This is a genomic window from Legionella lytica (assembly GCF_044626755.1).
Taxonomy (GTDB): Bacteria; Pseudomonadota; Gammaproteobacteria; order Legionellales; family Legionellaceae; genus Legionella; species Legionella lytica_A.
On record NZ_JBGORX010000001.1, the window covers coordinates 731549 to 755218 of the forward strand.

The window sequence follows — 23670 nt, forward strand, 5'->3', positions numbered from 1 at the left end:
GAAGCAACCCAATACTGCGTTTTAATGAGGCATTGTTCTGGGTTGCTTCGAGAAGGCTCCCAATGACCAAAATTACATTTCTATAAGCGTTATTCGGTGAATGTATTATTTGTTTTGCTCAAGCCAAGTTCGTAATTCCTCGTTGGTTTCTTTATGTACCGAAAGTATCTGTTTATAAAGAGGCTCCAATAACAGGTGCTGTCCTGTTTTCCAATACCCTTCAAAATATTGACAAGCAACAAGCATTTTTGGGATACCGAGATAAGCTACCCCCCCCTTGATATTGTGAACGATTTTCTCTATATTTTTCCAATTCTTATTTAAGTATTCTTGTTCGAGTTGTTGGATATTTTGCTGCATAAGCTCAGAAAGATAGTTTTCAATCATGATAATCAGAAATTGTCGATCGGGTATTTGCTTCGATACAAGCACTTCGTCAAATAAAGGAAACTGCTCTAATTGAAACAGCTCTTCATCTGGTAAAAGAAGTGCTGAAGAAACTTCTTGACCTGAGGTATCCGAGAGCAAATCTTTATTCGGAGTAACGTTTATTGTATTTTGAATGCAGTAATGGAGCGTATCGATTGGTGCAGGTTTATTGAGCACGTCATCCATCCCGCTTTGTATGCATTCATCAAGAACGCATTCTCTTGCATGGCCTGTAAGTCCTATGATAGGAGTTCTTGCTATGCCAGCGCGTTTCTCCTGTTCGCGAATTCGCTGGCATAGCTCATTTCCAGTGATACCGGGAAGCCCTATATCCGTGAGTATTAAATCAAAATGTTGCTTATTCCAGAATTCCCATGCATCTTCTCCGGAGGATGCAGAAGTAAATGTGTAATTTTTTTGTGACAGAAGTGACTCCAGAGTTTTTAAAGCGATAACATTGTCCTCAACTAAAAGAAGATGATGGACACTGTCTGGTGTTGTTATACTTTGAGCAATTTGCGGTTTTTTGTATTCATCGGGTGCTTCAGTGAGGGGGCATACTAAATCAAAACTAAACGTACTGCCAATTCCTTCCTGGCTTGTTAATGCAATATGTCCACCGAGTAACTCGACGTAAGATTGTGCGATGTGAAGACCGAGTCCATAACCGTTATAGAGTCCCTGGTAAGATGAACTGACTTTAAAAAACTGGTTAAATACTTGAGATTGAACGGCTTCTGGAATACCAATTCCTGTATCAGAAACACTGAATTTAAGGTGTACTTTATATTCATCACGATGTAAACATTCAATTTTTAAAGTAATGCTACCCTCATGAGTAAATTTAATCGCATTCCCCAATAAATTTAATAAAATACGCTGGATTTTATTTCGGTCGCTTTTAATATAATGGGGCACGTTCGATAAAATATCTGCGTTGAGTACTAATTGTTTTAATTTCGTAGCGGGTAATTCCAACCGAATTAAATCATTAATGCATTGGTGTAGGTCAAAAAAATCAGTTTTTAAATCTGTTGTCCGCATGTTATCTGCGCGCATATCTTCCAAAATTTGATTAAGCATATGGAGGAGTTCTTCCCCACTAGCGTGTAACATATGCGCTTTTTCTTTATCCTGCTCGTTTTTTAGCGTTCGTTCTAAAATTTCGGATAATCCGATTACTCCTGTAAGCGGCGTGCGAATGTCATGGCTCATATTGGCAATGAATTCTGTCTTGGCCTGGTTTGCTGCTTCAGCTTGCTCTTTAGCTTTTTGAAGGGCTTGTTCAATAGATTTCATTTGAGTAATGTCTATTGTATTGCCAATAATTCCTATCAGTTGCTGATGTTCATCATATAAGGGTCTTTTTGTCGAGTGGATATAAATTAATTGCCCGTCTGGTAGATAAACTTTTTCTTCAACAGCGAGTTCCTGTGGGTCGTTCATTACTTTTAAGTCATTGGCTCTGTAGGTGTCTGCAGTGGTTTTATTAAATAAGTCATAGTCTGTTTTGCCAATGACTTCATCTTCAGATGGGGTTTTTATGATGCCCATTCGAGTTAAGCTCGATAAGCAATGGGCGTTCAGCCCAATCCAGGTGCCGTCTTTATCTTTCCAATAAACATCACCTGGAAAATTATCAAGAATGCTTTTTAATTGAAAAATAATATCAGACTGTTTTTTTACAGTTTTCTCTAGAGCTTGTATTGAGTTGCTGTTATTTTCGTCTGCCATTGTTTGTTTTTTTCTTACTGTGACTATACTTCTGATTATAGAGGTTTTTTTTTGTATTACCTAAACAATACTCAATATGGTCTGGTGTGATTTGTCGGCCACCCGAGCAGATGGTACTATCTAAGTAAGATGAAAAAATGAGCAATAATAAAATTAAGCAAGTTAATTAAAGAAATAGAGTCCTCAATTTAAAGGTCATGTTCTTGAATGAATAGTAAAAGATAGTGTTTGACAGGTAGTCGACGATCTTGATCTTGGGCTACCAAATAACATTTTTTGAGAGGAAATACATGTTTACACCAGAAGGGCTACCTGCCAGGAAAATAGAAAAAGTTATGCTTCTTTCTTTGTGGGCTAATGAACTGAAAGAGCGTTCCGATAGTAAAGAAAAAAAAATGATCTTAGCAGGATTGGGCCGCCCCACATATCCCATTAATCAACGCACCGTGAGATCGTATCTTAATTACTGGCAGCGCTTAAATGATTTATCCGAACAATGGCATTCTTCTCCGGAAACAATATCTGATAATCCTGCAATAGACTATGGGGATCCTCGAGGAGATAAAAAACCCAGACAAATTATGGCTGAGAGTATGTCCCGATGGTATGAAGCGGAGATAAAATTGGAGCATGTGTTATTTACTGTGGGTGGAATCGGGGGCTTAAGAACTATTTTTGATACGTTCAATACTCATTTTGAAGATATTCCTGGTTATCGAATTATCACTCCCTTTCCTCATTACAGTGTCTATGCAAATGATCTGATGCACCAACTTCATCCTATCCCTGTCATGAAGAATCCTGGTTATAAACTCACAGCTCAATCGTTGCAAGAAAGCATTGATCTAGCTTATGAGTACGCAGAAGAAGACAAAGGATATCCTAAAGCGGTTCTATTTTGTAATCCCTCAAATCCTTTGGGCAACACGATAGATGAAAAGGAAATGATAAAAATTGCGGCTGTATTGAGAAAATACCCTGATTTTTATATTATTTTTGATGAAGCCTATGTGGAAATGTCCTTCAAACCTATGCCTTCTTTTTTAAAAATCGCTCCCGATTTAAAACACAGAGTCATTATATTACGTTCTGCAACTAAAGCGCTGTCTGCAGCAGGTGAGCGGATGGCTATTCTTTTAGTATTCGATGCTGAATTGATGAATGAATTATTGAATAAGAATATTAACTATTTTATTCATGTTCCCCGTTCCGCTCAAATCGCGTATGCGGAAACGATGGTCTCATTTGACCATCATGAGCAAAAAAAGCTATCCGTTTATTATGAGGAAAAAGTAAGTTATGTCCTCCAGCGATTAAAAAAGATGGAGGCGAGTATGCCTGATCCGCTTTATGAGGTGGAAGCTACATTCTATGCCATGGGCGACTTTAGTGATTTATTTGGCTTGCCAATGCCACAGGAATCAAATCAAGTTTTCCAAAAAATAAGCACCGTAAAGACAGATGAGGATATCGCCTATTATTTGTTATTTAATGATGCGGTAATGGTTGCGCCATTGTCCTATTTTGGATTAGAAAAAAATAGTGGCTTTATGCGGATCACATGCAGTGCAACCACTGTTGAATTAGAAGAGCTGATGAATCGGTTAGAACAGCGGCTGGTAAGTGCTCGTCAAATCAAAAAGGACATATTGATTCAAATTATTCATGAGCTGGCGTCACAAATAAAAGCCCAAGACCTCCATGTTTATGAGTTAATTACTACTAAAATGGCTCCATTTTTACCTCATGAAATTCGCAGTGACCAACTCAAAAAACAAGCTCTCGCTCTAGAACAAATTAAAGTGTTTGCGGAAGATTACCTCAATATCATGAAGTGAATGCTTATACATGAAAAGCCTGGTTGCTCGCAACCAGGGGTTATTGTCGTACCCAAAAATCTAATTCAATAAGCTCAAGAAATCTGCAATTTCGCGGTAATTGAGATTCTTTGCGCCTAAAATTCATCAGGCACACTTCATTACGCGAGAAGAAGTTAAATTGACGAAGCCAATCTAAGATTTTTTGTGGTATAATAATAAACAGATTGTTTTTATGGTAATAATTATGACTATTAGTGATGAAGAAATGAAATCTATTGCTGATACTATTAAGCAAGTGGGCATAAGTATTGATTTACAAGAACATTTTATGGACTCTATTCAAAGCGCAATGGATTTAGGAAAGTTCTTTTCTTATTTAGAACCTTCTCTTTACGCCGATACTATTGTCGCTTTAAGAGATGAAATGAGTATTATATTTAAAAACGATAAGTATCCTTCTACTTTTTTAATTTCAATAAAATCACCTGATAATAGAGCGGCTCTCTATGAGCTTTTAAAAATCCATCTTAGTGACTCTCTCTCTATTAAAACTACTGAAGAGTTTCAGTGGCTTATGAGGCTTTTACCCCCAGCGCAAAAAAATGATTATTTTTCAATAACAAAAAATGAACTTACTAAGTTAGTAAAAAATTCTTTTGATATTATCAAAATAATACAGGCACTGGAGCCAGAACAAAAACTCCAGTTTGTGCAAATAATCAAAGCAGAAATACTAGCCGAAAAAATCAGCTGTACGATACCTGTCGAACTCAAATATGGATATAACTATGCCCAGCGATTTCCTGAGGAATATGCATTACTAGAAGAGCTCCTTTTCAGTGATAAAGATATTGAAAAATTAATTCGAGATTCGCAAGTTAAGCGTATTCCTGCAACCCATACTGCCTCACCCTTAGAAAAGGATAGCATGAGTATGTCTATTTTAAGTGGGTTTATTCATGCTCTGGGTATTGGCGCCGTAGCTTTAGGATTTACAGCGCTTTGTGCAGCAACCATGGGACTGTCAGGGGTGGTTATTGCGGGGGCTGTTATAGCGACTACAGCGATGACATTCGGGGTATCTAAGGTAGGTTTTTTCTCTGCTAAAGAAGACTCGCGTGTGGAACATCTAGGGGATATAGAACCGCCAACTAATGGTCTGGCGTAGTCGCTTATTGGTATGCACCTTACCCGGAAAAAGCTTCTGCTCAAAGATGAAAACTGGTGCTTGATTGCCAAACCGGAAAGTAGTTTATAATTTACTCTACTGTCATCATGCTCTTCCCTCCAATAGCCGGACACCTTGTTTAAGAGATATAATCTCATCCACAAGGTGTACTCTGGGTAAGACAAGTTTATACAAAAAAGTTCAAAATTAAATCTATTGAGCTACTGAATCAAGTAATAAGCCATTAAGAACAAGTAGTCATTATTCTCATTAGAGGTACGACAATCAATTCCATTGATTGTTGTACTCCTATTTAAAAATAAATCCTGCGACCACAGCTCGTTGTTCACTTAATAAGACATTGTATGTTCTCGATGCGGCACCAATAGACATACATTCGATGCCTACGCGATGCTGTGATAGGGTGCTGATTATGGACATCGGAGGGAATTTTCCAGTTTGTTCGTGACCGATAATAACGACTTCAGGATTCAATTGAAGTAACTGCTGTAAATACTCCTCATCTATCGCCTGAATGTCATGAATTTCCAGATCAGAGATGACTTCTTTCTGAGAAACGATTAGACTTCGTTCATAAGTAATCGAATTAATCTGAACTTGATTTTCACTGTAAGCTTGCACTGCATTATTTTCTGCGGCTTCTAAATTAATATTCATGGTTTTCGATGATTCATTGAGTTATAGTGGCTACGAGTATACTACAGAGGTCGATATTATGAGTCAATTTCCCCGCATTAAACGGTTACCACCTTATGTTTTTAATACGATGACCCAATTAAAAATGGAAGCACGTGCGCGCGGCGAAGATATTATTGATTTTGGTATGGGAAATCCCGATCAGCCTACACCACCTCATATCGTAAATAAACTTATTGAAGCAGTGCAAAGACCTGATACGCATCGTTATTCTATGTCCAAGGGAATACCAAGATTAAGACGTGCAATGGCATCTTGGTATCATCGTAATTATGATGTTCACTTAGATAGTGAAACTCAAATTTTGGCAACTATTGGTTCTAAAGAAGGTCTAGCACATTTAGCTTTAGCGATCAGTGGGCCTGGTGACACCGTATTAGTTCCTGATCCTGCTTATCCAATTCATACCTATGGATTCATTATTGCAGGTGCCAACGTAAAACAGATCCCATTAATTGATGAAATGCAGTTTTTAGAGTCTGTTGAAGAGACTATCAATAGCAGTTGGCCAAAACCTAAAGCATTGGTAATCAATTTTCCCTCAAACCCAAGTACTCACTGTGTTGATTACCCATTTTTTGAGAAAGTCATTGAATTAGGTAAAAAACATGGTATTTGGATTATTCACGATATTGCTTATGCGGATATCGTTTTTGATGGATATAAAGCTCCTTCGATATTACAAGTGCCTGGAGCAACAGATATTGCGATAGAAACCTATTCAATGTCTAAGTCATATAATATGCCAGGTTGGCGCGTTGGCTTTGCATGTGGTAATACGGAGTTGGTTTCTGCATTAACACGGATTAAGTCCTATTTAGATTATGGTACCTTTACGCCAATCCAAGTGGCTGCAATTGCTGCTTTAGAAGGTTCTGACGATTGTGTTGAGGAAATTAGGTCCCTTTATGAACGGCGCCGTGATGTGCTTTGTGAGGGATTAAATGCAATTGGTTGGGAGGTTACTAAACCCAAAGCAACGATGTTTGTTTGGGCACCGATTCCTGCTCATTATGCATCGATGGGCTCATTAGAGTTTAGCAAATACTTACTTAAAGAAGCGCAAGTTGCTGTATCCCCTGGTATTGGTTTTGGTCAGCAGGGGGATGGTTTCGTTCGTTTCGGACTGATTGAAAATAAAGACCGCACACGCCAAGCTTTACGGAATTTAAAAGCGATGTTTCGCCGAGATGGATTAATCAGCGCCTAACGTTTTAGTAAGAGACATTAAATGCACCTTGTTATTAATTCTGAGTGCCGTTCTATTCCTGAAGGCGTAAAACTCTTAAGCTCAGAAGGAACTGCTTTACTTAATTTGTTATGTTGTCTTGGCTATGAGCCCACTGATCCACCGTTGGGAGACTTGCTACGAAAAGTTCATCAACTTGATGGCGATTGGCTAATTGTTAGCCCGGTTCACTGGCAAGCCAGTCATAATGATGCATTAATTTTAGCTGTTGGAGAGGATTTGGAACTAAAAGAGTCTGAAATCAAACCTTGGTTTGAGCTTTTTGCCAACTATTTTGCTGAAGAAGGAATGACATTACATTATCATAATGCGGAAACTTGGCTCCTCCAAGACCATAAACAGCGCCCACTCAAAGCAAAACCAGTCTATCAATTAGTAAATAAATCGTTAATGCCTGAACTGGCACAATTGGATGAAAAATTATTTTGGCAACGTTTTGTTACTGAATCTCAAATGCTTTTTGCATCAAAGCCTAATTCGTCTGCTGCTAATGGCCTATGGCCTTGGGGCAATGCAAAACTTACCGAATCCAAAATAATGGCAATTTGTGCTGATGCGACTTTTTTACCGTTAGCCAAACAATGCAGCAGCAGCGTTACTTTATACAGTCCTGAAGTAAACCTCAAAGAACATGGGGTCGTATTGGTTAGTGAATATTCCGTGCTTAGTGAGCGCCATCAAGAGGAATTAACCAAAAGACCGGTTCAATGGTATTGGAATAATACCGCCTACGGTAGTCATTCTGACAACTGGTTTACTCGTATATGGAGAAAATTGATTCATGCTAATTAAGCGTCGTGCTCAACCGGAGCATTCTTTAAATTTACCTAACACACCAGAGGTATTAAAAAGAATCTATGCCACACGAGGGATTACTGATATCGCTCAGTTGGATAAGCAATTACAAACCTTACTGCCTTTTAATTTATTAAAGGGAATTGATGGAGCATGCTTACGGCTGGAAAAGGCTTTACGTGAGCAACAGCGCATTCTGATTATTGGGGATTTTGATGCAGATGGAGCAACCTCTACTGCAGTTGCTATTACGGCATTGCGCGCGATGGGGGCTCAGTTCATTGATTATTTAGTTCCTAATCGTTTTGAATTTGGTTATGGATTAACCCCACAAATTGTGGAAGTTGCGAGTAAATGGCGTCCCAGTTTAATTATTACGGTAGACAATGGGATTGCCAGTTTTGATGGGGTGGAAAAAGCAAATCAATTAGGGATTGATGTTTTAGTTACCGATCATCATTTGCCCGCTGATAAGACACCTGATGCCTGTGCTATTGTTAATCCCAATCAAAAGGGTTGTGCTTTTCCTAGTAAGTCGATTGCGGGAGTTGGGGTGATTTTTTACGTCATGCTTGCTTTACGTCGACATTTAGTGAATGTGGGATGGTTTGCAGAAATGCAAATTTCAGAGCCGAATATGGCAAGTTTTCTCGACTTAGTTGCTCTAGGCACCGTTGCTGACGTGGTTGGTTTGGATCAAAACAATCGAATTATGGTGAATCAAGGGATGGCCCGAATTCGCCAGGGAAATTGTCGAGATGGAATTAAAGCCCTGATTGAAGTTGCTGGGCGTGAGTGTTCGCGATTAAGAGAGTCTGATTTGGGTTTTGCTATTGCTCCCCGTTTAAATGCGGCGGGAAGACTTGATGATATGGCGTTAGGAATTGAATGTTTGATTTCCTCTGATTTTCAGCAAGCCAGAAATTACAGCCAGCAGCTGGATGAGTTAAATCAGGAACGTAAGCAAATCGAAACGGAAATGAAAGAACAGGCTATGCTGGCTTTGGATAAACTGTCCACGAGTAATGATTATAAAGGCAATCATTTACCGATTGCCTTATGTCTTTTTGATAAAACCTGGCACCAAGGCGTTATTGGTATTTTGGCTGGGAGAATGAAAGAGCGCTATCACCGACCGGTCATTGCTTTTGCTGAGGTAGGCGATGGGGAGCTGAAAGGCTCGGCTCGTTCAGTACCTGATTTAAATATTCGTGATGTATTAGCTGCGATTGACCGCGACCATCCTGGAATAATTATTAAATTTGGTGGTCACGCAATGGCTGCAGGTTTAAGTATTCATCCGCAAGCTTTGAATGCCTTTCGGGAGGCTTTAGTGACCGAAGTGGGTAAGCATCTTGATTTATCTCAGTGTGAAGGTGAGTTGCTTACGGATGGTCCCTTAGCACCGAATGAAATGAACTTGGAAACAGCACAATTAATTCAACAAGCAGGACCTTGGGGACAGCAATTTTCCGAGCCGGTTTTTGATAATACTTTTGAAATATTGGATCAACGCCTTGTTGGTAAGAATCATTTAAAAATGACCCTGGTTTCTAATCAGGGTGGGCAACAGGTGGATGCAATTGCCTTTAATGTGGATCTAAATGCATGGCCCAATCACCGCGCCAAGTTTGTTCATATGGCTTATAAATTGGATATCAATTTCTATCAGGGTAGATCACGTTTGCAGTTGATGGTTCAGGCGATGAATGTGGCTAATCAATGATGTTGATTGTTATCTAACCTGGTTGCAGGCAACCAGGCTATACCTTTTGTACAAAAATCGATAATTAAGATATAATCCTCTCTTTTTTTATTAACGTTGCAATGACATTGGACATACTGTTTTCATCTTTAGCAATTGCCCCTATGATCGACTGGACTTACAGTCATTTTCGTGTGTTCATGCGTATTCTCGCTCCACATTCGCTTTTATATACCGAAATGCAAACTACGGGTGCAATTCAAAATAATCCTCGACGTTCTTTAGTATTTAAACAACAAGAACATCCATTAGCGTTACAACTTGGCGGTTCTGATCCACAGGCTTTAGCGATCTCCGCTAAATTAGCGCAAGCAGAGGGTTATGATGAAATTAATATTAATTTGGGATGCCCTAGTGATCGAGTAAAAGCAGGACATTTTGGCGCTTGTTTAATGAGTCAGCCGGAACAAGTTGTTGATTGCATCAAGGCCATGCGTGATGCAGTGACTATTCCGGTTACAGCAAAAACAAGAATTGGTATTGATCATCAAGACAGTTATGAGTTTTTTAGTGATTTTGTACATCAATTGGTGGATGCGGGTAGTCAGAAAATTATTGTACACGCGCGAAAAGCCTGGCTGAATGGGCTAAGTCCAAAACAGAATCGTACTATTCCCCCAGTTAATTATGATTTTGTTTACCAAATAAAAAAAGAAATCTCCCATATTCCCATGGTCATTAATGGCAATATTAAAAGCCATCAAGAAATCAAAGAACATCTTGAGCATGTAGATGGTGTCATGTTAGGTCGCCTAGCCTGTGATAATCCTTATGAAATAGCGTGCATCCATCATGCACTTTATCCACAAAGCCCGATGTTGTTGCGCAGTCAGTTATTGAGCTTATATAAAGATTATTTGATTGAGGAATATCATCAAGGTACCGCTCTGAGCTTATTGGTAAAACCTATATTTAACTTGGCGTTTGGTTTGCCGGGCGCGAGTCAATGGAAAAAAATATTGATGCAGTTGTTGCAGACTAAAGACTTATCTTTATTAGAGCAAACCCACCATTATCTATTAGAGATTGAAGAGGCGGTTGCATTATAAAAAAATGTCGTCGTTGCGAACCCCTATACTGACTTTTAACGAAGCACAGCCTGGTTGCTTCGCCAAGGCTAGCAATGACAAAATTTGTACCGCCTGTGAATGAAGACGGACTTTAAGTTGACACTCTATAAATACGTCCTCATTGCAAATATCTGCCTGGGGGCTTTGTTACTATGTGACATCATTTACGTCGTGATGATAACCTTAATTGGGAATTGCACGTTGTGCTTGAGGTGTTTACGGCAAAGATTTTCATTTCAATGTTCGAAAATCGCTCCATTTGGGTTCAAACGAGTGAAATGTCAGCTGACTCTGATGTTATTCATAGTATTTTCTTCCAATTTTTAGTACATTAACACATTTATTATTTAAAACCTTCAGAGGATTGTTTAGGCCATGCTGAATACGTTGATCAAGAAAATGTTTGGAAGCCGAAATGAGCGTACATTGCGGCGTATGGAAAAGGCAGTAATGGCTATTAATGCGTTTGAATCACAGATGCAAGCCCTGACTGATGCCGAGTTAGCAGATAAAACTGCACAATTTAAAGCCCGTTTTAATGACGGAGAAAGTCTTGATGAGTTATTAGCAGAAGCTTTTGCTACGGTCCGAGAAGTATCTGTACGTACTTTGGGATTACGTCATTTTGACGTGCAATTAATAGGTGGAATGGTATTGCACGAAGGGAATATTGCCGAAATGCGTACCGGGGAAGGTAAAACTTTAGTTGCAACGCTTCCTACCTATTTAAATGCAATTACTGGACGGGGCGTACATGTGGTAACGGTTAACGATTACCTAGCCAAGCGTGACAGTCAGTGGATGCGTCCTATATTTGAGTTTTTAGGATTGACGATTGGGGTAATTTACCCCGATATGTCTCATAGTGAGAAGCAAGCTGCATACCTTTGCGATATCGTATACGGAACTAATAATGAATACGGTTTCGATTACTTGCGCGATAACATGGCCTTTAGCTTAACTGATAAAGTACAACGCGAGCTTAATTTCGCGGTCGTGGATGAGGTGGATTCCATTCTTATTGATGAAGCGCGTACTCCTTTAATTATTTCTGGTGCTGCTGAAGACAGTTCAGAGCTGTACATTAAAATTAATAAACTAATCCCTAATCTGAAAAAGCAAGAAAGTGAAGAAGCAGGTGATGGCGATTATACGATTGATGAAAAACAAAAGCAGGCACATTTAACAGATGCAGGCCATCAACATATTGAAGAGTTATTGCTTAAAGCAGGGTTGTTAGATCAAGGTGAGAGCCTGTATCACGCCAGCAACATTATGCTGATGCACCATGTTAATGCGGCATTAAAAGCACACTCAATGTTCCATCGCGATATCGATTATATTGTGAGCGATAACCAGGTTGTTATTGTTGATGAGCACACTGGGCGTACTATGCCAGGTCGTAGATGGTCTGAAGGCTTACATCAGGCGGTTGAAGCGAAAGAAGGTGTAGCCATTCAAAATGAAAACCAAACTTTAGCATCCATTACCTTCCAGAACTTTTTCCGTATGTACAACAAGTTATCGGGAATGACAGGTACAGCAGATACAGAAGCCTATGAATTACAACAAATTTATAACCTTGATGTTGTCGTTATCCCAACTAATAAACCCATGATGCGTAAAGACGAAGCTGATTTAGTTTATTTAAATCAAGAAGATAAGTTCCAAGCGGTTATTGATGACGTACGGGCTTGTGTAGAGCGTAAACAGCCTGTTCTTGTGGGCACTGCATCAATTGAAGCGTCTGAGTTTTTGAGCCAAATGCTTAATAAAGCAAAGATTAAGCATCAAGTATTGAATGCTAAGTTCCATGAAAAAGAAGCACAGATTATTGCCGAAGCAGGGCGTCCAGGTGCGGTAACAATTGCTACGAATATGGCCGGTCGTGGAACGGACATTGTGTTAGGTGGAAGCTTAGCTGCTGATTTAGCACAATTGTCTGAGACTGCTACTGCTGAAGAAAAAGAAGAAGTGAAAAGTACATGGCAAAAACGCCATGATGAAGTTCTCGCGTCAGGTGGCTTAAGAATTATTGGTTCTGAGCGCCATGAATCACGCCGTATTGATAATCAGTTACGTGGTCGTTCTGGCCGTCAAGGGGATGTAGGCAGCAGCCGTTTCTATCTATCACTTGAAGATAACTTAATGCGTATTTTTGCTTCCGAGCGTGTTGCATCGATGATGAGACGTTTGGGTATGAAACCAGGGGAGCCGATTGAACACACTCTGGTGACTAAAGCGATTGAAAATGCTCAACGTAAATTAGAAGGTCATCACTTTGATGTCAGAAAGCAGTTATTGGAATACGATAACGTAGCAAATGATCAACGACAAGTGATTTATACGCAACGTGCTTCCATTATGGAAATGGCTGACACTGAAGAAGTCGTAACGATGATGCGTGAAGAAGTAATCAACAACCTCGTTGATACTTATATTCCACCGCAAAGTTTAGAAGATCAGTGGGAACCTAAGGCATTACACGATGTTTTATCAGAAGAGTTTAAATTAAAAACTCCTCTGCTTGAGTGGATTGAACAAGATCATCATATTCAGCCAGAGCAAATTAAAGAACAAATTCTTGATTTAGCCATTAAGCATTATGATGCAAAAGTACAACAAGCAGGTAGACCTGTTATGTCGCAGTTTGAAAAATCAGTGATTTTACAAACTTTAGATAATCAATGGCGTGAGCACTTGGCGGCAATGGATCAATTGCGTCAAGGAATTCATTTACGGGGCTATGCGCAGAAGGATCCGAAACAAGAGTATAAAAAAGAAGCGTTTTCTTTGTTTACTAGTATGTTGGATACTCTAAAGTATGATGTGGTTCGTCTGTTATCCTCTGTGGAAATTCAAAGTGAAGCGGATGTGGATGCAGTTGAAGAGCAACGTCGTGCGGATCAAGTAAGCAAAATGAGCTTAAACCATGGTGAGTCGTTCAACGATGACGAAAGTGGGACTGCTCAGTCACAGACGTTCCGACGTCAAGAAAAGAAAATAGGACGAAATGATCCATGCCCATGTGGTTCAGGTAAGAAATACAAATCTTGTCATGGTAGCTTGTCGTGATTAAAGTTGCTGTAGCCATTATTGTTGATGAACAGCAGCGCATTTTAGTAACCCAACGCCCACTTCATGCATCACATGGTGGGTATTGGGAGTTCCCCGGCGGTAAATTAGAAGCCAATGAACTTGCAGAACAGGCACTTATCCGAGAAATAAAAGAAGAAGTTGGTTTGGATGTGCTTAATCATGAGTTTCTTGGTGAAGTGCATCATCAGTATGCTAAGCGTTCCGTACAATTGCTTATTTTCCTGGTGACCCAATTTTCTGGAAATCCTATTTGTATTGAAGGACAGCTTGCCATGAAATGGATTCGTCAGGATGAGCTTAACCCTAATGAGTTTCCTGAGGCGAATAGGGAAGTCATGCAGTTGATTCCCAAGTTGTAGTCTGAATTTGTTAAGAAGTCCTGGTTGCAAGCAACCAGGTTATACTTATGATTAGCTAAAATCTAAATATAATGCGGCATGATCTGACACTTCTTCACTCATAACCTGGAATTGATTAATCTGTATTTCTGGCGAAGTTAGAATGTAGTCAGCAAATTTTTCACTTTTTTTATAATAACTGGTACGTGTGGAACGAACCTTATTAGCTGTAATAAGATTTGTCATGCCTTCTTCGATAATATGCATACTTTGTGTGTTGGGCCGTAAATTAAAATCGCCACATAATATTTTAGGCGTGTTAATTGTATCCATAAAATGACGGATACGTAGGGATTGCTCAATTCGATCAGGGGTATCATTTTTACCACGACCATTCCAAAGTCCATGTACATTTAAAATCGAGTAGGTTTGATTATTGGATTCACATTCCACCCATTGCAGATTTCGTGAGTGATTCTCACCAACTCCAGGATGATATCGTTTCTGGTGAATATTAATTTCACCCTCACTTACAATATCAATATTCTTTCTTAATAACATGGCTATACCATAAACGTTATCCACTGCGGGTTTAAAAATGGCATAATGTTCGGGCAGTAATTTTTGTAGATCTGAGAAAATATTTAAACTCAACTCACGTTCTTGACGAGAAATAACGCGATGTGCCTGGTGGTAGACCTCTTGCAGGCAAAAAATATCAATATCTTTATGATAATTTATAAATTTTAACAAAGGGATTCTTAAATGACCACCCCATAAATTTAATGTAACCAGCTTCATTGCCTGTTTATTCCTTTTATCCTATTAAATAAATCATAGCTTACTTAGTTAACATAATTCCAGGGTATATACTCATTTGGCGAAAATACTTCGGGGTTTTCCCTCATTGACAGAAATATAGTTATTTGTAACGCTGCTATGAAGTAGAATCAAGGAGTTAGTGTGAACGGATTGAAGTATATTTTATTAATCGGCTGTATTTGCTTTACCTCTTTAGCATACACAAAACAAGAATCTCAATTACGCATTATAACCCCAGATAAAACCATTATTTTAGACCGAGCAGATTTACTTGCTCATCCTGATCTTACTCCGGTAACTATTAATAACGACCGAGCTTATCCTAATCAAATAATGTCTCATAGAGGGATACCATTATGTAAACTTCTTAAGCCCTATGTGGATTCCAGTAATAAAATTATTGAATTTATTGCCAAGGATGATTTTCATGTATATGTGCCAATGCAGAAAATTATGGATTGTAGTAAACAGTCATCCATTGGAATGTTGGTAATAGAACCTGAATCTAAATGGCCAATTATTGATAATCATACTGGAACCACAGCGGGACCTTACGAAATTATTTGGCTCTATCCTAAACGTTCTTATATCTCTAATGAATATTGGGCATGGAGTGTCGTTACTATAAAAATAATGAAAGCTCATGATTATAAATATTTACTTCCTGCACCAAAGACCACAGATAAATCAATTATTAACGGCCATAAGATATACATTAGTCATTGTGAAGGATGCCATACCATGAATCATATTGGAAAAAGTAAAATTGGTCCTGATTTAAACTGCTCTAAAAATCCATGGGATTATTATCCTGATCGCGTCGTATTGAAAAAGTTTATCCGTGAGCCTAAGTCTGTGCGTATTTTGCCAAAGGGAAGGATGAGCGGCTCTGATTTTATATCTTTATCGGAAAACGATTTGAATGATTTAATTAATTTTTTTGCGGTAATGAAAAATGAAAAACAATGTTGATGTGAGCCAGGTTAAGAAGAAATCATTATGAAAATTTCGTCATTACGTGGACGTTCGAACGCAATGACGGGCTTTTTAAGAATGTACAATGGTACCACTATTCAAGTTAGGCTTTTTAGAAGGTATTGATGATGTAGGGCAGTAATTACTGTCTTTAACTCTTGAGCTCCTGCATCATTAACAACAATGTCATCCGCATTTTTTATACGTTGGCTTGCATCGGGTTGGGCTGCCAAAATAGATAAGGCTTGTTTTTGATTGCAGTTATCACGTTGCATGAGACGTTTTATTTGAATATGTTTGGGGGCTTGAATTAATAAAACACGATTAATATATGGGTAGTTTTTCTTATCGATTAGCAATGGAATTTCGACAATGCAATAGGGAGTAGTGGCTGAATGAACCCGTTCTTTAATTTTTTGGCGAATAAGTGGATGTAAAAGCTGTTCAAGCCAAGTGCGCTCCTTGGAATCACTGAAGATAATCGCTCTTAATGACTTGCGGTTAAGTTCATTATACTCATTTAAAATTTCAATACCGTAACGCGCAACAATTTGAACATAAGCCTCTTGGCCCTGCTGAGTCAGGGCGCGGGATATCTTATCGGCATTAATTACCTGTATTCCTAATTCTGCAAACATCTCGGCCGCAGTACTTTTTCCGCTCGCAACCCCACCCGTTAAACCGACACAATAAACCATTAATCTAACCCATTTTTATTAACACAAGTAATTAAATTGATATAGCAGGTCTCTGGTACCGTACTTCTTTGACGGCAAAAATCTTTGGCTGCCAATGCTGCATCATCGCGGCGCGGATAAGTATTGCTGCGCCAAACAAACGCGGCGCGGTCTAAAGCAGAGCATACCCACATCGGTTCAACGCTTACTCCCTGAACGAAGCGTTCACAACTATTTCTTCTTGTTTTACATGTAGCAGGGGCGCTACTTTCTTTTTTACACAAGTCAAACGCAAAATTTACCGCGACTTTTCGATAGGCACTCGCTGCAATCCATGGTTTGCCACTTGCATCATAGGTAGTACATTGCCAAAAGTTACCATTCAGTGGTAGTTGTGCAAAAGCTGAAACAGAAAAACCCAATAAAAACAAAAAAATAATGCGTACATAATAATTCATTTCTTTTCTCCCTGAAGCAGGCTTTTTAATTGCTCAATGGATAGAGCTTTTGAAAAATACCATCCTTGCAATAATTGTACTTCATTTTTAAGCAAATAATTTACTTGTTCTTTAGTTTCAACGCCTTCTGCAATAATAATCAAATTTATTTTTTTAGCCAAATGGATGATGGCGTCATTAAGTAGCTCCGTAATTGCTTTGGTGCCAATGGCTTGAATATATATTTTATCTATTTTTAAATAGCTGAATGGAAAATGTTGTAGGTAACTTAAGCTTGCATGACCTGTACCATAATCATCTATAGCTAATGAAAAGCCTTTATTACGTAGCTCTTCCATTCGTTGTAGGTAGATATCATTATCCTGATCAAGCAAATTGCGTTCGGTTATTTCAAGTACAATTTGAGTGGCTGGAATTGAGTACTGATGTTGTAATTGATAAAACATAGTAAAAAAATCGGGGTGTGTAAAATGAGCTGCACAAATGTTGATGGATAAATTGAATAATGGGTTAGATTTTAAAATATCTTTAGTTTCTTTAAAGGTAATTTCAGCAATTTGCAATGTAATGGGGATTATTAACTCGGTCTTCTCTGCTTCCATGATAAATGAATCAGGCATAATCGTTTCGCCGTGCTTGGTTTTCCACCGTAAGAGCACTTCTACGCTAGAGTATTTATTCAGTTCAACATTAAAAATTGGCTGATAGACCGGATAAAACTGTTGGCGTTTGATGGCTTTTATTATCGACCATTTTAATGAGGTACGAACATGAATCAAATTTTTTAGCAAATAATATGAAAAAGCTGATAAGAGTAAAATATCCAGCGTAAGAAGGATTTGGCTGTTTCGTAAGTTACTAAAGAGAAGTTGAGGTGAGTAAATTACCTTTATCACGACACCTTTAATATTATGGAGATTTAGGCTGACAACAATCGGTTTAACAAGGAGCGGAAATCTGGGATTAACTACCGGGTTGTACATCAATGATTGGGTTGGTTTATTCGAAATTTTAAGCAAATCTTCTTGATCATCTTCATTGTATAAAATGACTGTGTAATGCTCTTGTCCTTTTGGTTTGAGCAGTTCTTCAAGCATGGAAGCCATAAAAATTAATTCTACTTGGTAATGGCTAATGTCCTTTTTTAATGCGTAAATTGGAAAATTATAAGTAGGTAGTTCCAGGGGGCCAGCTAGTGTTTGTGATGGAGTATTTTCATTCAAAAGAAAACTCTTATTGTAAGGTAAGGTAGAGCAAATAAGGTTATGGTTGGTATCCTTAATTGCAATGGCTAAAATCTTAGGATGAGCTGTATTTATATAGTTTAAATAGGGTAAAAGATCTTCTTTACAATCTAAATGTGGTTTTTTTAAGATGGGTAAGGTGTGTAGACGAGAAAAGGCTTCGTCTATTAAATTATCAAGGCTATGTGCTGAATTATGTGCGGTTTTGGATACCTGAATATATGCTTTAGCAATGTAGTTCTGCCACATAATGTAGGAGCAGAAACAAAGAATAGTCAGGGAAAGGATCCCCCAAAACACCGTAAATTGCCTATAAATATAGTGTAAAAAGGGATGCCGCAATTGATTCATAATATAGTGTTTTATCCATAGGCGTCCTTTATAGAGTTTAGTGTGATTTCCGCCAAATTCCCAATAATATCTTTATTGGTGTTTAAAGGAGGAAGCCAGTAAAGGGTAGTTCCAATAGGGCGAATTAATGCACCATGCTCTAATGCCTGTTGGTATATTTTATTTCCTATACGACTTGATGGTGTTGTTGTTTCTAAATCTGCAGCAACCAAGGCCCCAACACCACGAATATTGGTTAATTTGCCAGATATCTGGGCAATTTCTTGCATACAGGAAAACATATAATCGCCTAGCGCGCGGGCTTGATGAATAATTTGCTCTGCATGCATGGCTTTTATAGTGGCTAAAGCAGCGCAGACAGCTAAGGAATGGCCACTGTAGGTATGCGAATGCAAAAACGAATTGCCACTGGAATAGTCATTATAAAAAAGTTCAAAAATGGTGTTATCGATCATTACACAACTTAGTGGGATCGAACCCGATGTTAAGCCTTTAGATAAGCAAATCAAGTCAGGCTTGATACCTGCGTGGTCACAAGCTAACCATTCACCCGTTCGGCACAGCCCCGTCATAATTTCATCAGCAATAAGGTAGACCTCATTTGCCTTGGCCCATGCAGACAGTTTTTTTAAAAAGTCAGGGCTATAACACAACATTCCGCCAGCCCCTTGTACTATGGGCTCAAAAATAAGTGCACAGGTTGTCTCGGCAAGCGTGTTTAATTGTTTTTCTGTTGCAGGCCAATATTCATCACAATTATCCCATAAGGGATCATTTTTCCCAGAAACATAAGGAATATGTTCTAGAAAATGACAGGGCACACCGTAGGCTTCGTAAGGCGCTTTATACAGCCCTAGGTCACTTGTCCCCATTGTGGCAAGAGTTTCCCCATGATAACCGTTTTTCAGGGCAATAAATTGCTTTTTATGGCTTAAACCCTTGATTTGATTCGCATGAATTGTCAGCTTTAAGGCGATTTCCACCGCGCTGGAGCCATCGCTGCCAAAGAATATATGTTGCTTTTGCGTGACGTGCGCTAATTGTTCAGCCAATTCCACTAGTGCAGGGTGTGTAGTATTGGCTGCAATGACATGTTCGAAGCATTGCAGCTGATTAGTAATCGCTTCGATTATTGCCGGATGCCCATGACCTAAAGACTTGCACCACCAGCTGGAAATACCATCAATAAGAGGGCCCTTATTTGTATAGAGATAACTTCCTTGGGCGCGTTCAACAACTATGGGGGGGATTACTTCAAAATCTTTCATTTGCGCACAAGGATGCCAAACATGTTTTAAATCACGATGAATTAATTGCTCTATGTTGACCATTTTTAAAATTTTGGTTGACAAGACGGTGAGCCACTTTATCATGTCCTCTATGACAAATAATAGGGGTTAATTTTGACTCAAAATAAAAAAACGTGGTCAACATCTGAAATTACTGCGCTTTATGAGCAGGCATTTAATGATTTATTAAATCAAGCACATAGCATCCATCGAGAAAATCATGATGCAAATTCTTTGCAATTTGCTACCTTACTGAGCATCAAAACGGGGGCTTGCCCGGAGGATTGTGGTTACTGTTCTCAAAGTGGTCATCATCAGACGCACGTAGAAAAAGAAAAGTTGATGACGGTTGATGCTGTACTAAAGAGCGCACAAGAAGCGAAAGATGGTGGTGCAAAACGTTTTTGCATGGGGGCTGCATGGCGTTGTCCTCCCGAAAAGGTAATGCCTCAATTACAAGAAATGATTGCAGGGGTTAAAGCTCTAGGCTTAGAAACCTGTATGACCTTAGGCATGCTCAATAAAGAGCAAGCATCCTGCTTAAAAGATGCGGGCCTGGATTACTACAATCACAATATTGATACATCTCCTTCTTATTATGAAAAAGTAGTTACTACTCGTAAGTTTAGTGAACGTTTAGAAACCTTGGATAACGTGCGTGAAGCGGGCATTAATGTCTGCTGTGGTGGAATTTTAGGTTTAGGGGAAACTCGAGAAGATCGTATTGAGTTTTTATTAACCTTAGCTAATATGGACTCTCCACCAGAAAGTGTTCCAATTAATCGCTTAATTCCCGTAGAAGGAACTCCCTTGGCTAAGGCTCAACGTGTTGAAGGCATTGAGTTAGTACGTACTATTGCTACTGCACGCATATTAATGCCTAAAAGTGCTATTCGTTTAACTGCGGGTCGTACAGAGATGAGCGATGAGCTGCAAGCTCTTTGTTATTTTGCGGGTGCAAATTCTGTGTTTATTGGTGATAAGTTATTAACGGAAGATAATCCGCAACGCATTAAAGATAAGGTGTTATTTAATAAATTAGGCTTGACTGAGCTGGTTGAAGCTTAAATTACTCGTCATCCTGAGGCATTTAGGATTTGGGATGACGTGTGCCCCTGGTGAATAGATTTAAATCAAACATAGCCCGCCGTAGCGGGAATTTAATAGAGCAATAATGTCCTTAAAAGAACAAATAACCAGCTATACGAACCAGCTTAAAAAACAAGGCTTATTGAGACAGCGCACTGTCCTTAAATCAGATAACTCGTCATTAATTCATTTTGACAGTAATGATTATTTATCATTGACTGCGGACAAGCGGATTTCTGCTGCCTATCAACAAGGCTTCTCTTGTTTTCCTAGCGGTAGTGGTGCATCCATGCTCCTTAGTGGCTACCATGAAAATCATCGTGTGTTGGAGCAGGCTTTTGCCAAATTTTTAGCTGTAGATGAATGCATTTTATTTTCTTCAGGCTATGCTGCAAATCTTGCTATGACGGCATTGCTCGGCCGATTAAAGGCTCATTGCTTTATTGATAAAGAATTGCATGCCTCGGCTTATGATGGTTTGGCTTTATCACAGGTTCATTTTACCCGTTATTTTCATAATGATTTGGTGGATTTAAGCCGCAAATTACCTCGGAACACACCTAATTCCGCACTCATTACGGAAGGAATTTTCAGTATGAGTGGGCAAATAGCACCATTATCATCAATTTATACCTTATGCGCGAGGTACCAAACAGAACTATTGGTTGATGAAGCACACTCCTTTGGTGTTATTGGTGAGCAAGGTAGGGGGGCAGTTTCCCATCATGGTTTAACCCAAGAAGAAGTTCCATTACGCGTCATTCCTTTTGGCAAATCTTTTGCTGCACAAGGCGCTTTAATTGCTGGGGCGCATGATTGGATCGCTGCGTTATTGCAAGCTGGTCGCTCATTAATTTACTCAACAGCAATTAGTCCGGCTTTAAGTTATGGATTACTAACCACCTTAGATGTGGTTGTTGCTGCGGATGAGCGGCGCTTAAAACTGCGGCACTTGGTTAATTTGTTTCGTGAACACATTCAATCCTCTCCTTTTGATTGGGCTGACTCATCGACACCAATTCAACAATTGCGTTTAGGATGTCCACATTTAGCCTCACACTACAGTCAAGAACTTAAAAAGCAAGGCATCAGTTGTTTCGCAATTCGTAAACCCACAGTGGGTAAAAAAGAAACTGGATTACGCATTATTTTGAATTATGAGCATACTCCAGAACAGATTAATAATTTATTTAATAAGTTAAATGCAATTTATGAACATACATCTCAATAAGTACGGCTCGGGCTATCCCTTGGTTTTTTTCCATGGCTGGGGTTTTGACCAGCACATTTGGATGAGCTTAGTCTCGGAATTAGAATCAACGTATCAGCTTATTCTTGTTGATTTACCTGGCTTTGGGCATAGCCCAATGATGGATTGGACTGCTTTTAAAACAAGCTTACTCCCCCAATTACCCGAGTATTTTGCCATTGTTGGCTGGTCTATGGGTGGATTATATGGCACACGGTTGGCTTTAGATAGTCCGCAACGGGTGACTCATTTGCTTAATATCTGTTCCTCGCCACGCTTTTTACTGGATGAATCTTGGCCGGGGGTTGCTCTGGAGGTATTTGCGGAGTTTTATCGCAAATTATCACAAGATCCACAGAGCACCTTAAAGGAATTTATTGAGTTACAAACGAGTAGAACAAAATTCCATATGGAGTTGGGATGTTTACCTACTGAAGAAGGTTTGGCATCGGGGCTGGAAATCTTAGATTCTTGGGATTTTCGAGAGCAAATGAGAACGTTTGACCGTCCTACATGTTATATGTTTGGTCGCCTCGATCCTATTGTTCCTGTTAAGACAATGAGCGTAATGCAAGAAATTTACCCAGGCTTTAATTATGTATTTTTCAATCGCGCAGCGCATATGCCCTTTTTATCTCATCCCGATTTATTCCTTAATGAACTCCGAGGCTTTATTCAATGAAGCGATACTTTATTACTGGGACTGATACTGATTGCGGAAAAACCTATGTTACCGCAAATTTGCTTCAGTATTTTTCTAAAGCTGCTGCCATTAAACCCATTGCAAGTGGTTGTTTGGAGCTAAATAATCAACACGTCAGTACCGATGCTTTAGCATTACAAGAGCATTGCCATTTAAGCTTGGATGTTATTAATCCTTGGCGCTTTAAGCTCCCAGTATCTCCTCATCTGGCAGCGAAAGAAGAAGGCGGGGTTTTATCCATCACCGAGATTGCGGATTATTGCCTTAACTTACAGTTAGAGGGTATTGAACGTTTATTTATTGAAGGAGCGGGGGGCTTAATGGTTCCACTCAATGACAAGAAAACCTGGATTGATTTTTTGCAGCTTACTCAATTTCCTGTAATTTTAGTTGTGGGAATGAAGTTGGGATGTATCAATCATGCTTTGCTAACGGCTACGGCATTAAAAGCATCTAAGATCCCCTGTGCTGGATGGATTGCGAATTGCATTGACTCGAAGATGTTAGCTTTATCCGAAAATATAGAGACATTAGAGGCATTGCTGGAGGCTCCTCTTTTGGCTACTTTACCCTTTTCAGGTGTTTTTTCTGACATTACCTTATCATGATAATCAAAATATGTGCTTGAG

The 23670-nt window shown here is 39.1% G+C and carries 20 protein-coding genes; 13 read left to right on the forward strand and 7 right to left on the reverse strand.

Annotation, left to right across the window (positions count from 1 at the left end; all coding sequences use genetic code 11):
* Positions 1–105 precede the first annotated feature (105 nt).
* Positions 106–2163 (reverse strand): response regulator, encoded by a 2058-nt coding sequence (locus ACD661_RS03045; RefSeq protein WP_400186208.1) that lies wholly within the window; start codon positions 2161–2163, stop codon positions 106–108.
* Between the two features lie 290 nt (positions 2164–2453).
* Between ACD661_RS03045 and ACD661_RS03050 the strand changes: the two genes are divergently transcribed.
* Together ACD661_RS03050 and ACD661_RS03055 are read left to right on the forward strand one after the other, a co-directional pair.
* The gene (locus tag ACD661_RS03050; protein WP_400186210.1) at positions 2454–4001 is read left to right on the forward strand and encodes a pyridoxal phosphate-dependent aminotransferase; all 1548 of its coding nucleotides are present in this window, start codon (positions 2454–2456) and stop codon (positions 3999–4001) included.
* 184 nt (positions 4002–4185) lie between these two features.
* Positions 4186–5151 carry a hypothetical protein gene (locus tag ACD661_RS03055; RefSeq protein ID WP_400186211.1) on the forward strand — a complete coding sequence of 322 codons (966 nt, stop codon included), beginning with the start codon at positions 4186–4188 and terminating at the stop codon, positions 5149–5151.
* Positions 5152–5460: 309 nt separating this feature from the next.
* Here ACD661_RS03055 and ACD661_RS03060 read toward each other — a convergent pair whose 3' ends face one another.
* Positions 5461–5829 (reverse strand): Mth938-like domain-containing protein, encoded by a 369-nt coding sequence (locus tag ACD661_RS03060; protein WP_400186213.1) that lies wholly within the window; start codon positions 5827–5829, stop codon positions 5461–5463.
* A 58-nt stretch (positions 5830–5887) separates the two neighbouring features.
* Here ACD661_RS03060 and alaC point away from each other — a divergent pair, with 58 nt between their 5' ends.
* The 6 genes from alaC to mutT all read left to right on the forward strand — a co-directional run bounded on the left by alaC (position 5888) and on the right by mutT (position 14205).
* Complete coding sequence (gene alaC / locus ACD661_RS03065; RefSeq protein ID WP_400186215.1) at positions 5888–7078, forward strand: alanine transaminase; 1191 nt, start codon at positions 5888–5890, stop codon at positions 7076–7078.
* Positions 7079–7099: 21 nt separating this feature from the next.
* Positions 7100–7909 carry a hypothetical protein gene (locus tag ACD661_RS03070; protein WP_400186217.1) on the forward strand — a complete coding sequence of 270 codons (810 nt, stop codon included), beginning with the start codon at positions 7100–7102 and terminating at the stop codon, positions 7907–7909.
* Positions 7899–9638, forward strand: a complete 1740-nt coding sequence (gene recJ, locus ACD661_RS03075; RefSeq protein WP_400186219.1) for a single-stranded-DNA-specific exonuclease RecJ — start codon at positions 7899–7901, stop codon at positions 9636–9638. Before ACD661_RS03070 ends, recJ begins: the two co-directional genes overlap by 11 nt.
* Positions 9639–9739: 101 nt before the next feature.
* Positions 9740–10726, forward strand: a complete 987-nt coding sequence (dusA, locus tag ACD661_RS03080) for a tRNA dihydrouridine(20/20a) synthase DusA (protein WP_400186221.1) — start codon at positions 9740–9742, stop codon at positions 10724–10726.
* A gap of 396 nt (positions 10727–11122) precedes the next feature.
* Complete coding sequence (gene secA / locus ACD661_RS03085) at positions 11123–13822, forward strand: preprotein translocase subunit SecA (protein WP_400186222.1); 2700 nt, start codon at positions 11123–11125, stop codon at positions 13820–13822.
* Positions 13822–14205, forward strand: coding sequence for an 8-oxo-dGTP diphosphatase MutT (mutT, locus tag ACD661_RS03090; RefSeq protein ID WP_400187218.1), 384 nt, complete (start codon positions 13822–13824; stop codon positions 14203–14205). Before secA ends, mutT begins: the two co-directional genes overlap by 1 nt.
* 51 nt (positions 14206–14256) lie before the next feature.
* On the opposite strand, the gene ACD661_RS03095 is transcribed toward mutT, so the two are convergent.
* Positions 14257–14985, reverse strand: a complete 729-nt coding sequence (locus ACD661_RS03095; RefSeq protein WP_400186224.1) for an endonuclease/exonuclease/phosphatase family protein — start codon at positions 14983–14985, stop codon at positions 14257–14259.
* Between the two features lie 162 nt (positions 14986–15147).
* Between ACD661_RS03095 and ACD661_RS03100 the strand changes: the two genes are divergently transcribed.
* The gene (locus ACD661_RS03100) at positions 15148–15978 is read left to right on the forward strand and encodes a c-type cytochrome (protein ID WP_400186225.1); all 831 of its coding nucleotides are present in this window, start codon (positions 15148–15150) and stop codon (positions 15976–15978) included.
* Positions 15979–16079: 101 nt separating this feature from the next.
* Here the strand turns inward: ACD661_RS03100 and coaE are convergent, their stop codons facing one another.
* Genes coaE through bioA form a run of 4 tightly spaced genes read right to left on the reverse strand, consistent with a single transcriptional unit; the run spans position 16080 to position 20084 of the window.
* The gene (coaE, locus tag ACD661_RS03105; RefSeq protein WP_400186227.1) at positions 16080–16679 is read right to left on the reverse strand and encodes a dephospho-CoA kinase; all 600 of its coding nucleotides are present in this window, start codon (positions 16677–16679) and stop codon (positions 16080–16082) included.
* A complete protein-coding gene (locus ACD661_RS03110) occupies positions 16679–17116 on the reverse strand; it encodes a hypothetical protein (protein ID WP_400186228.1) in 438 nt (145 codons plus the stop codon). The genes coaE and ACD661_RS03110 overlap by 1 nt, the downstream gene beginning before the upstream one ends.
* Positions 17113–18711, reverse strand: coding sequence for an EAL domain-containing protein (locus ACD661_RS03115; RefSeq protein WP_400186230.1), 1599 nt, complete (start codon positions 18709–18711; stop codon positions 17113–17115). The genes ACD661_RS03110 and ACD661_RS03115 overlap by 4 nt, the downstream gene beginning before the upstream one ends.
* Before the next feature lie 11 nt (positions 18712–18722).
* On the reverse strand, positions 18723–20084 hold the full coding sequence (bioA, locus tag ACD661_RS03120; RefSeq protein WP_400186232.1) for an adenosylmethionine--8-amino-7-oxononanoate transaminase: 1362 nt from the start codon (positions 20082–20084) through the stop codon (positions 18723–18725).
* A 30-nt stretch (positions 20085–20114) separates the two neighbouring features.
* On the opposite strand from bioA, the gene bioB reads away from it, so the two are divergent.
* From bioB to bioD, 4 genes are all read left to right on the forward strand, one after another.
* Positions 20115–21068, forward strand: coding sequence for a biotin synthase BioB (gene bioB, locus ACD661_RS03125; RefSeq protein ID WP_400186233.1), 954 nt, complete (start codon positions 20115–20117; stop codon positions 21066–21068).
* 106 nt (positions 21069–21174) lie between these two features.
* Positions 21175–22320, forward strand: coding sequence for an aminotransferase class I/II-fold pyridoxal phosphate-dependent enzyme (locus ACD661_RS03130; protein ID WP_400186234.1), 1146 nt, complete (start codon positions 21175–21177; stop codon positions 22318–22320).
* Positions 22301–23020, forward strand: a complete 720-nt coding sequence (locus ACD661_RS03135; RefSeq protein WP_400186236.1) for an alpha/beta fold hydrolase — start codon at positions 22301–22303, stop codon at positions 23018–23020. The genes ACD661_RS03130 and ACD661_RS03135 overlap by 20 nt, the downstream gene beginning before the upstream one ends.
* Positions 23017–23649, forward strand: a complete 633-nt coding sequence (gene bioD / locus ACD661_RS03140) for a dethiobiotin synthase (protein WP_400186237.1) — start codon at positions 23017–23019, stop codon at positions 23647–23649. The genes ACD661_RS03135 and bioD overlap by 4 nt, the downstream gene beginning before the upstream one ends.
* The last annotated feature ends 21 nt before the right edge of the window (positions 23650–23670 follow it).

What these genes read in the sequence shown, in the direction of transcription:
- ACD661_RS03045 (WP_400186208.1), bottom strand. Translation starts at nt 2,163, where the DNA reads ATGGCAGACGAAAATAACAGCAACTCAATACAAGCTCTAGAGAAAACT.
- ACD661_RS03050 (WP_400186210.1), top strand. Translation starts at nt 2,454, where the DNA reads ATGTTTACACCAGAAGGGCTACCTGCCAGGAAAATAGAAAAAGTTATG.
- ACD661_RS03060 (WP_400186213.1), bottom strand. Translation starts at nt 5,829, where the DNA reads ATGAATATTAATTTAGAAGCCGCAGAAAATAATGCAGTGCAAGCTTAC.
- alaC (WP_400186215.1), top strand. Translation starts at nt 5,888, where the DNA reads ATGAGTCAATTTCCCCGCATTAAACGGTTACCACCTTATGTTTTTAAT.
- ACD661_RS03070 (WP_400186217.1), top strand. Translation starts at nt 7,100, where the DNA reads ATGCACCTTGTTATTAATTCTGAGTGCCGTTCTATTCCTGAAGGCGTA.
- recJ (WP_400186219.1), top strand. Translation starts at nt 7,899, where the DNA reads ATGCTAATTAAGCGTCGTGCTCAACCGGAGCATTCTTTAAATTTACCT.
- dusA (WP_400186221.1), top strand. Translation starts at nt 9,740, where the DNA reads ATGACATTGGACATACTGTTTTCATCTTTAGCAATTGCCCCTATGATC.
- secA (WP_400186222.1), top strand. Translation starts at nt 11,123, where the DNA reads ATGCTGAATACGTTGATCAAGAAAATGTTTGGAAGCCGAAATGAGCGT.
- ACD661_RS03095 (WP_400186224.1), bottom strand. Translation starts at nt 14,985, where the DNA reads ATGAAGCTGGTTACATTAAATTTATGGGGTGGTCATTTAAGAATCCCT.
- coaE (WP_400186227.1), bottom strand. Translation starts at nt 16,679, where the DNA reads ATGGTTTATTGTGTCGGTTTAACGGGTGGGGTTGCGAGCGGAAAAAGT.
- ACD661_RS03110 (WP_400186228.1), bottom strand. Translation starts at nt 17,116, where the DNA reads ATGAATTATTATGTACGCATTATTTTTTTGTTTTTATTGGGTTTTTCT.
- ACD661_RS03115 (WP_400186230.1), bottom strand. Translation starts at nt 18,711, where the DNA reads ATGAATCAATTGCGGCATCCCTTTTTACACTATATTTATAGGCAATTT.
- bioA (WP_400186232.1), bottom strand. Translation starts at nt 20,084, where the DNA reads ATGATAAAGTGGCTCACCGTCTTGTCAACCAAAATTTTAAAAATGGTC.
- ACD661_RS03130 (WP_400186234.1), top strand. Translation starts at nt 21,175, where the DNA reads ATGTCCTTAAAAGAACAAATAACCAGCTATACGAACCAGCTTAAAAAA.
- ACD661_RS03135 (WP_400186236.1), top strand. Translation starts at nt 22,301, where the DNA reads ATGAACATACATCTCAATAAGTACGGCTCGGGCTATCCCTTGGTTTTT.
- bioD (WP_400186237.1), top strand. Translation starts at nt 23,017, where the DNA reads ATGAAGCGATACTTTATTACTGGGACTGATACTGATTGCGGAAAAACC.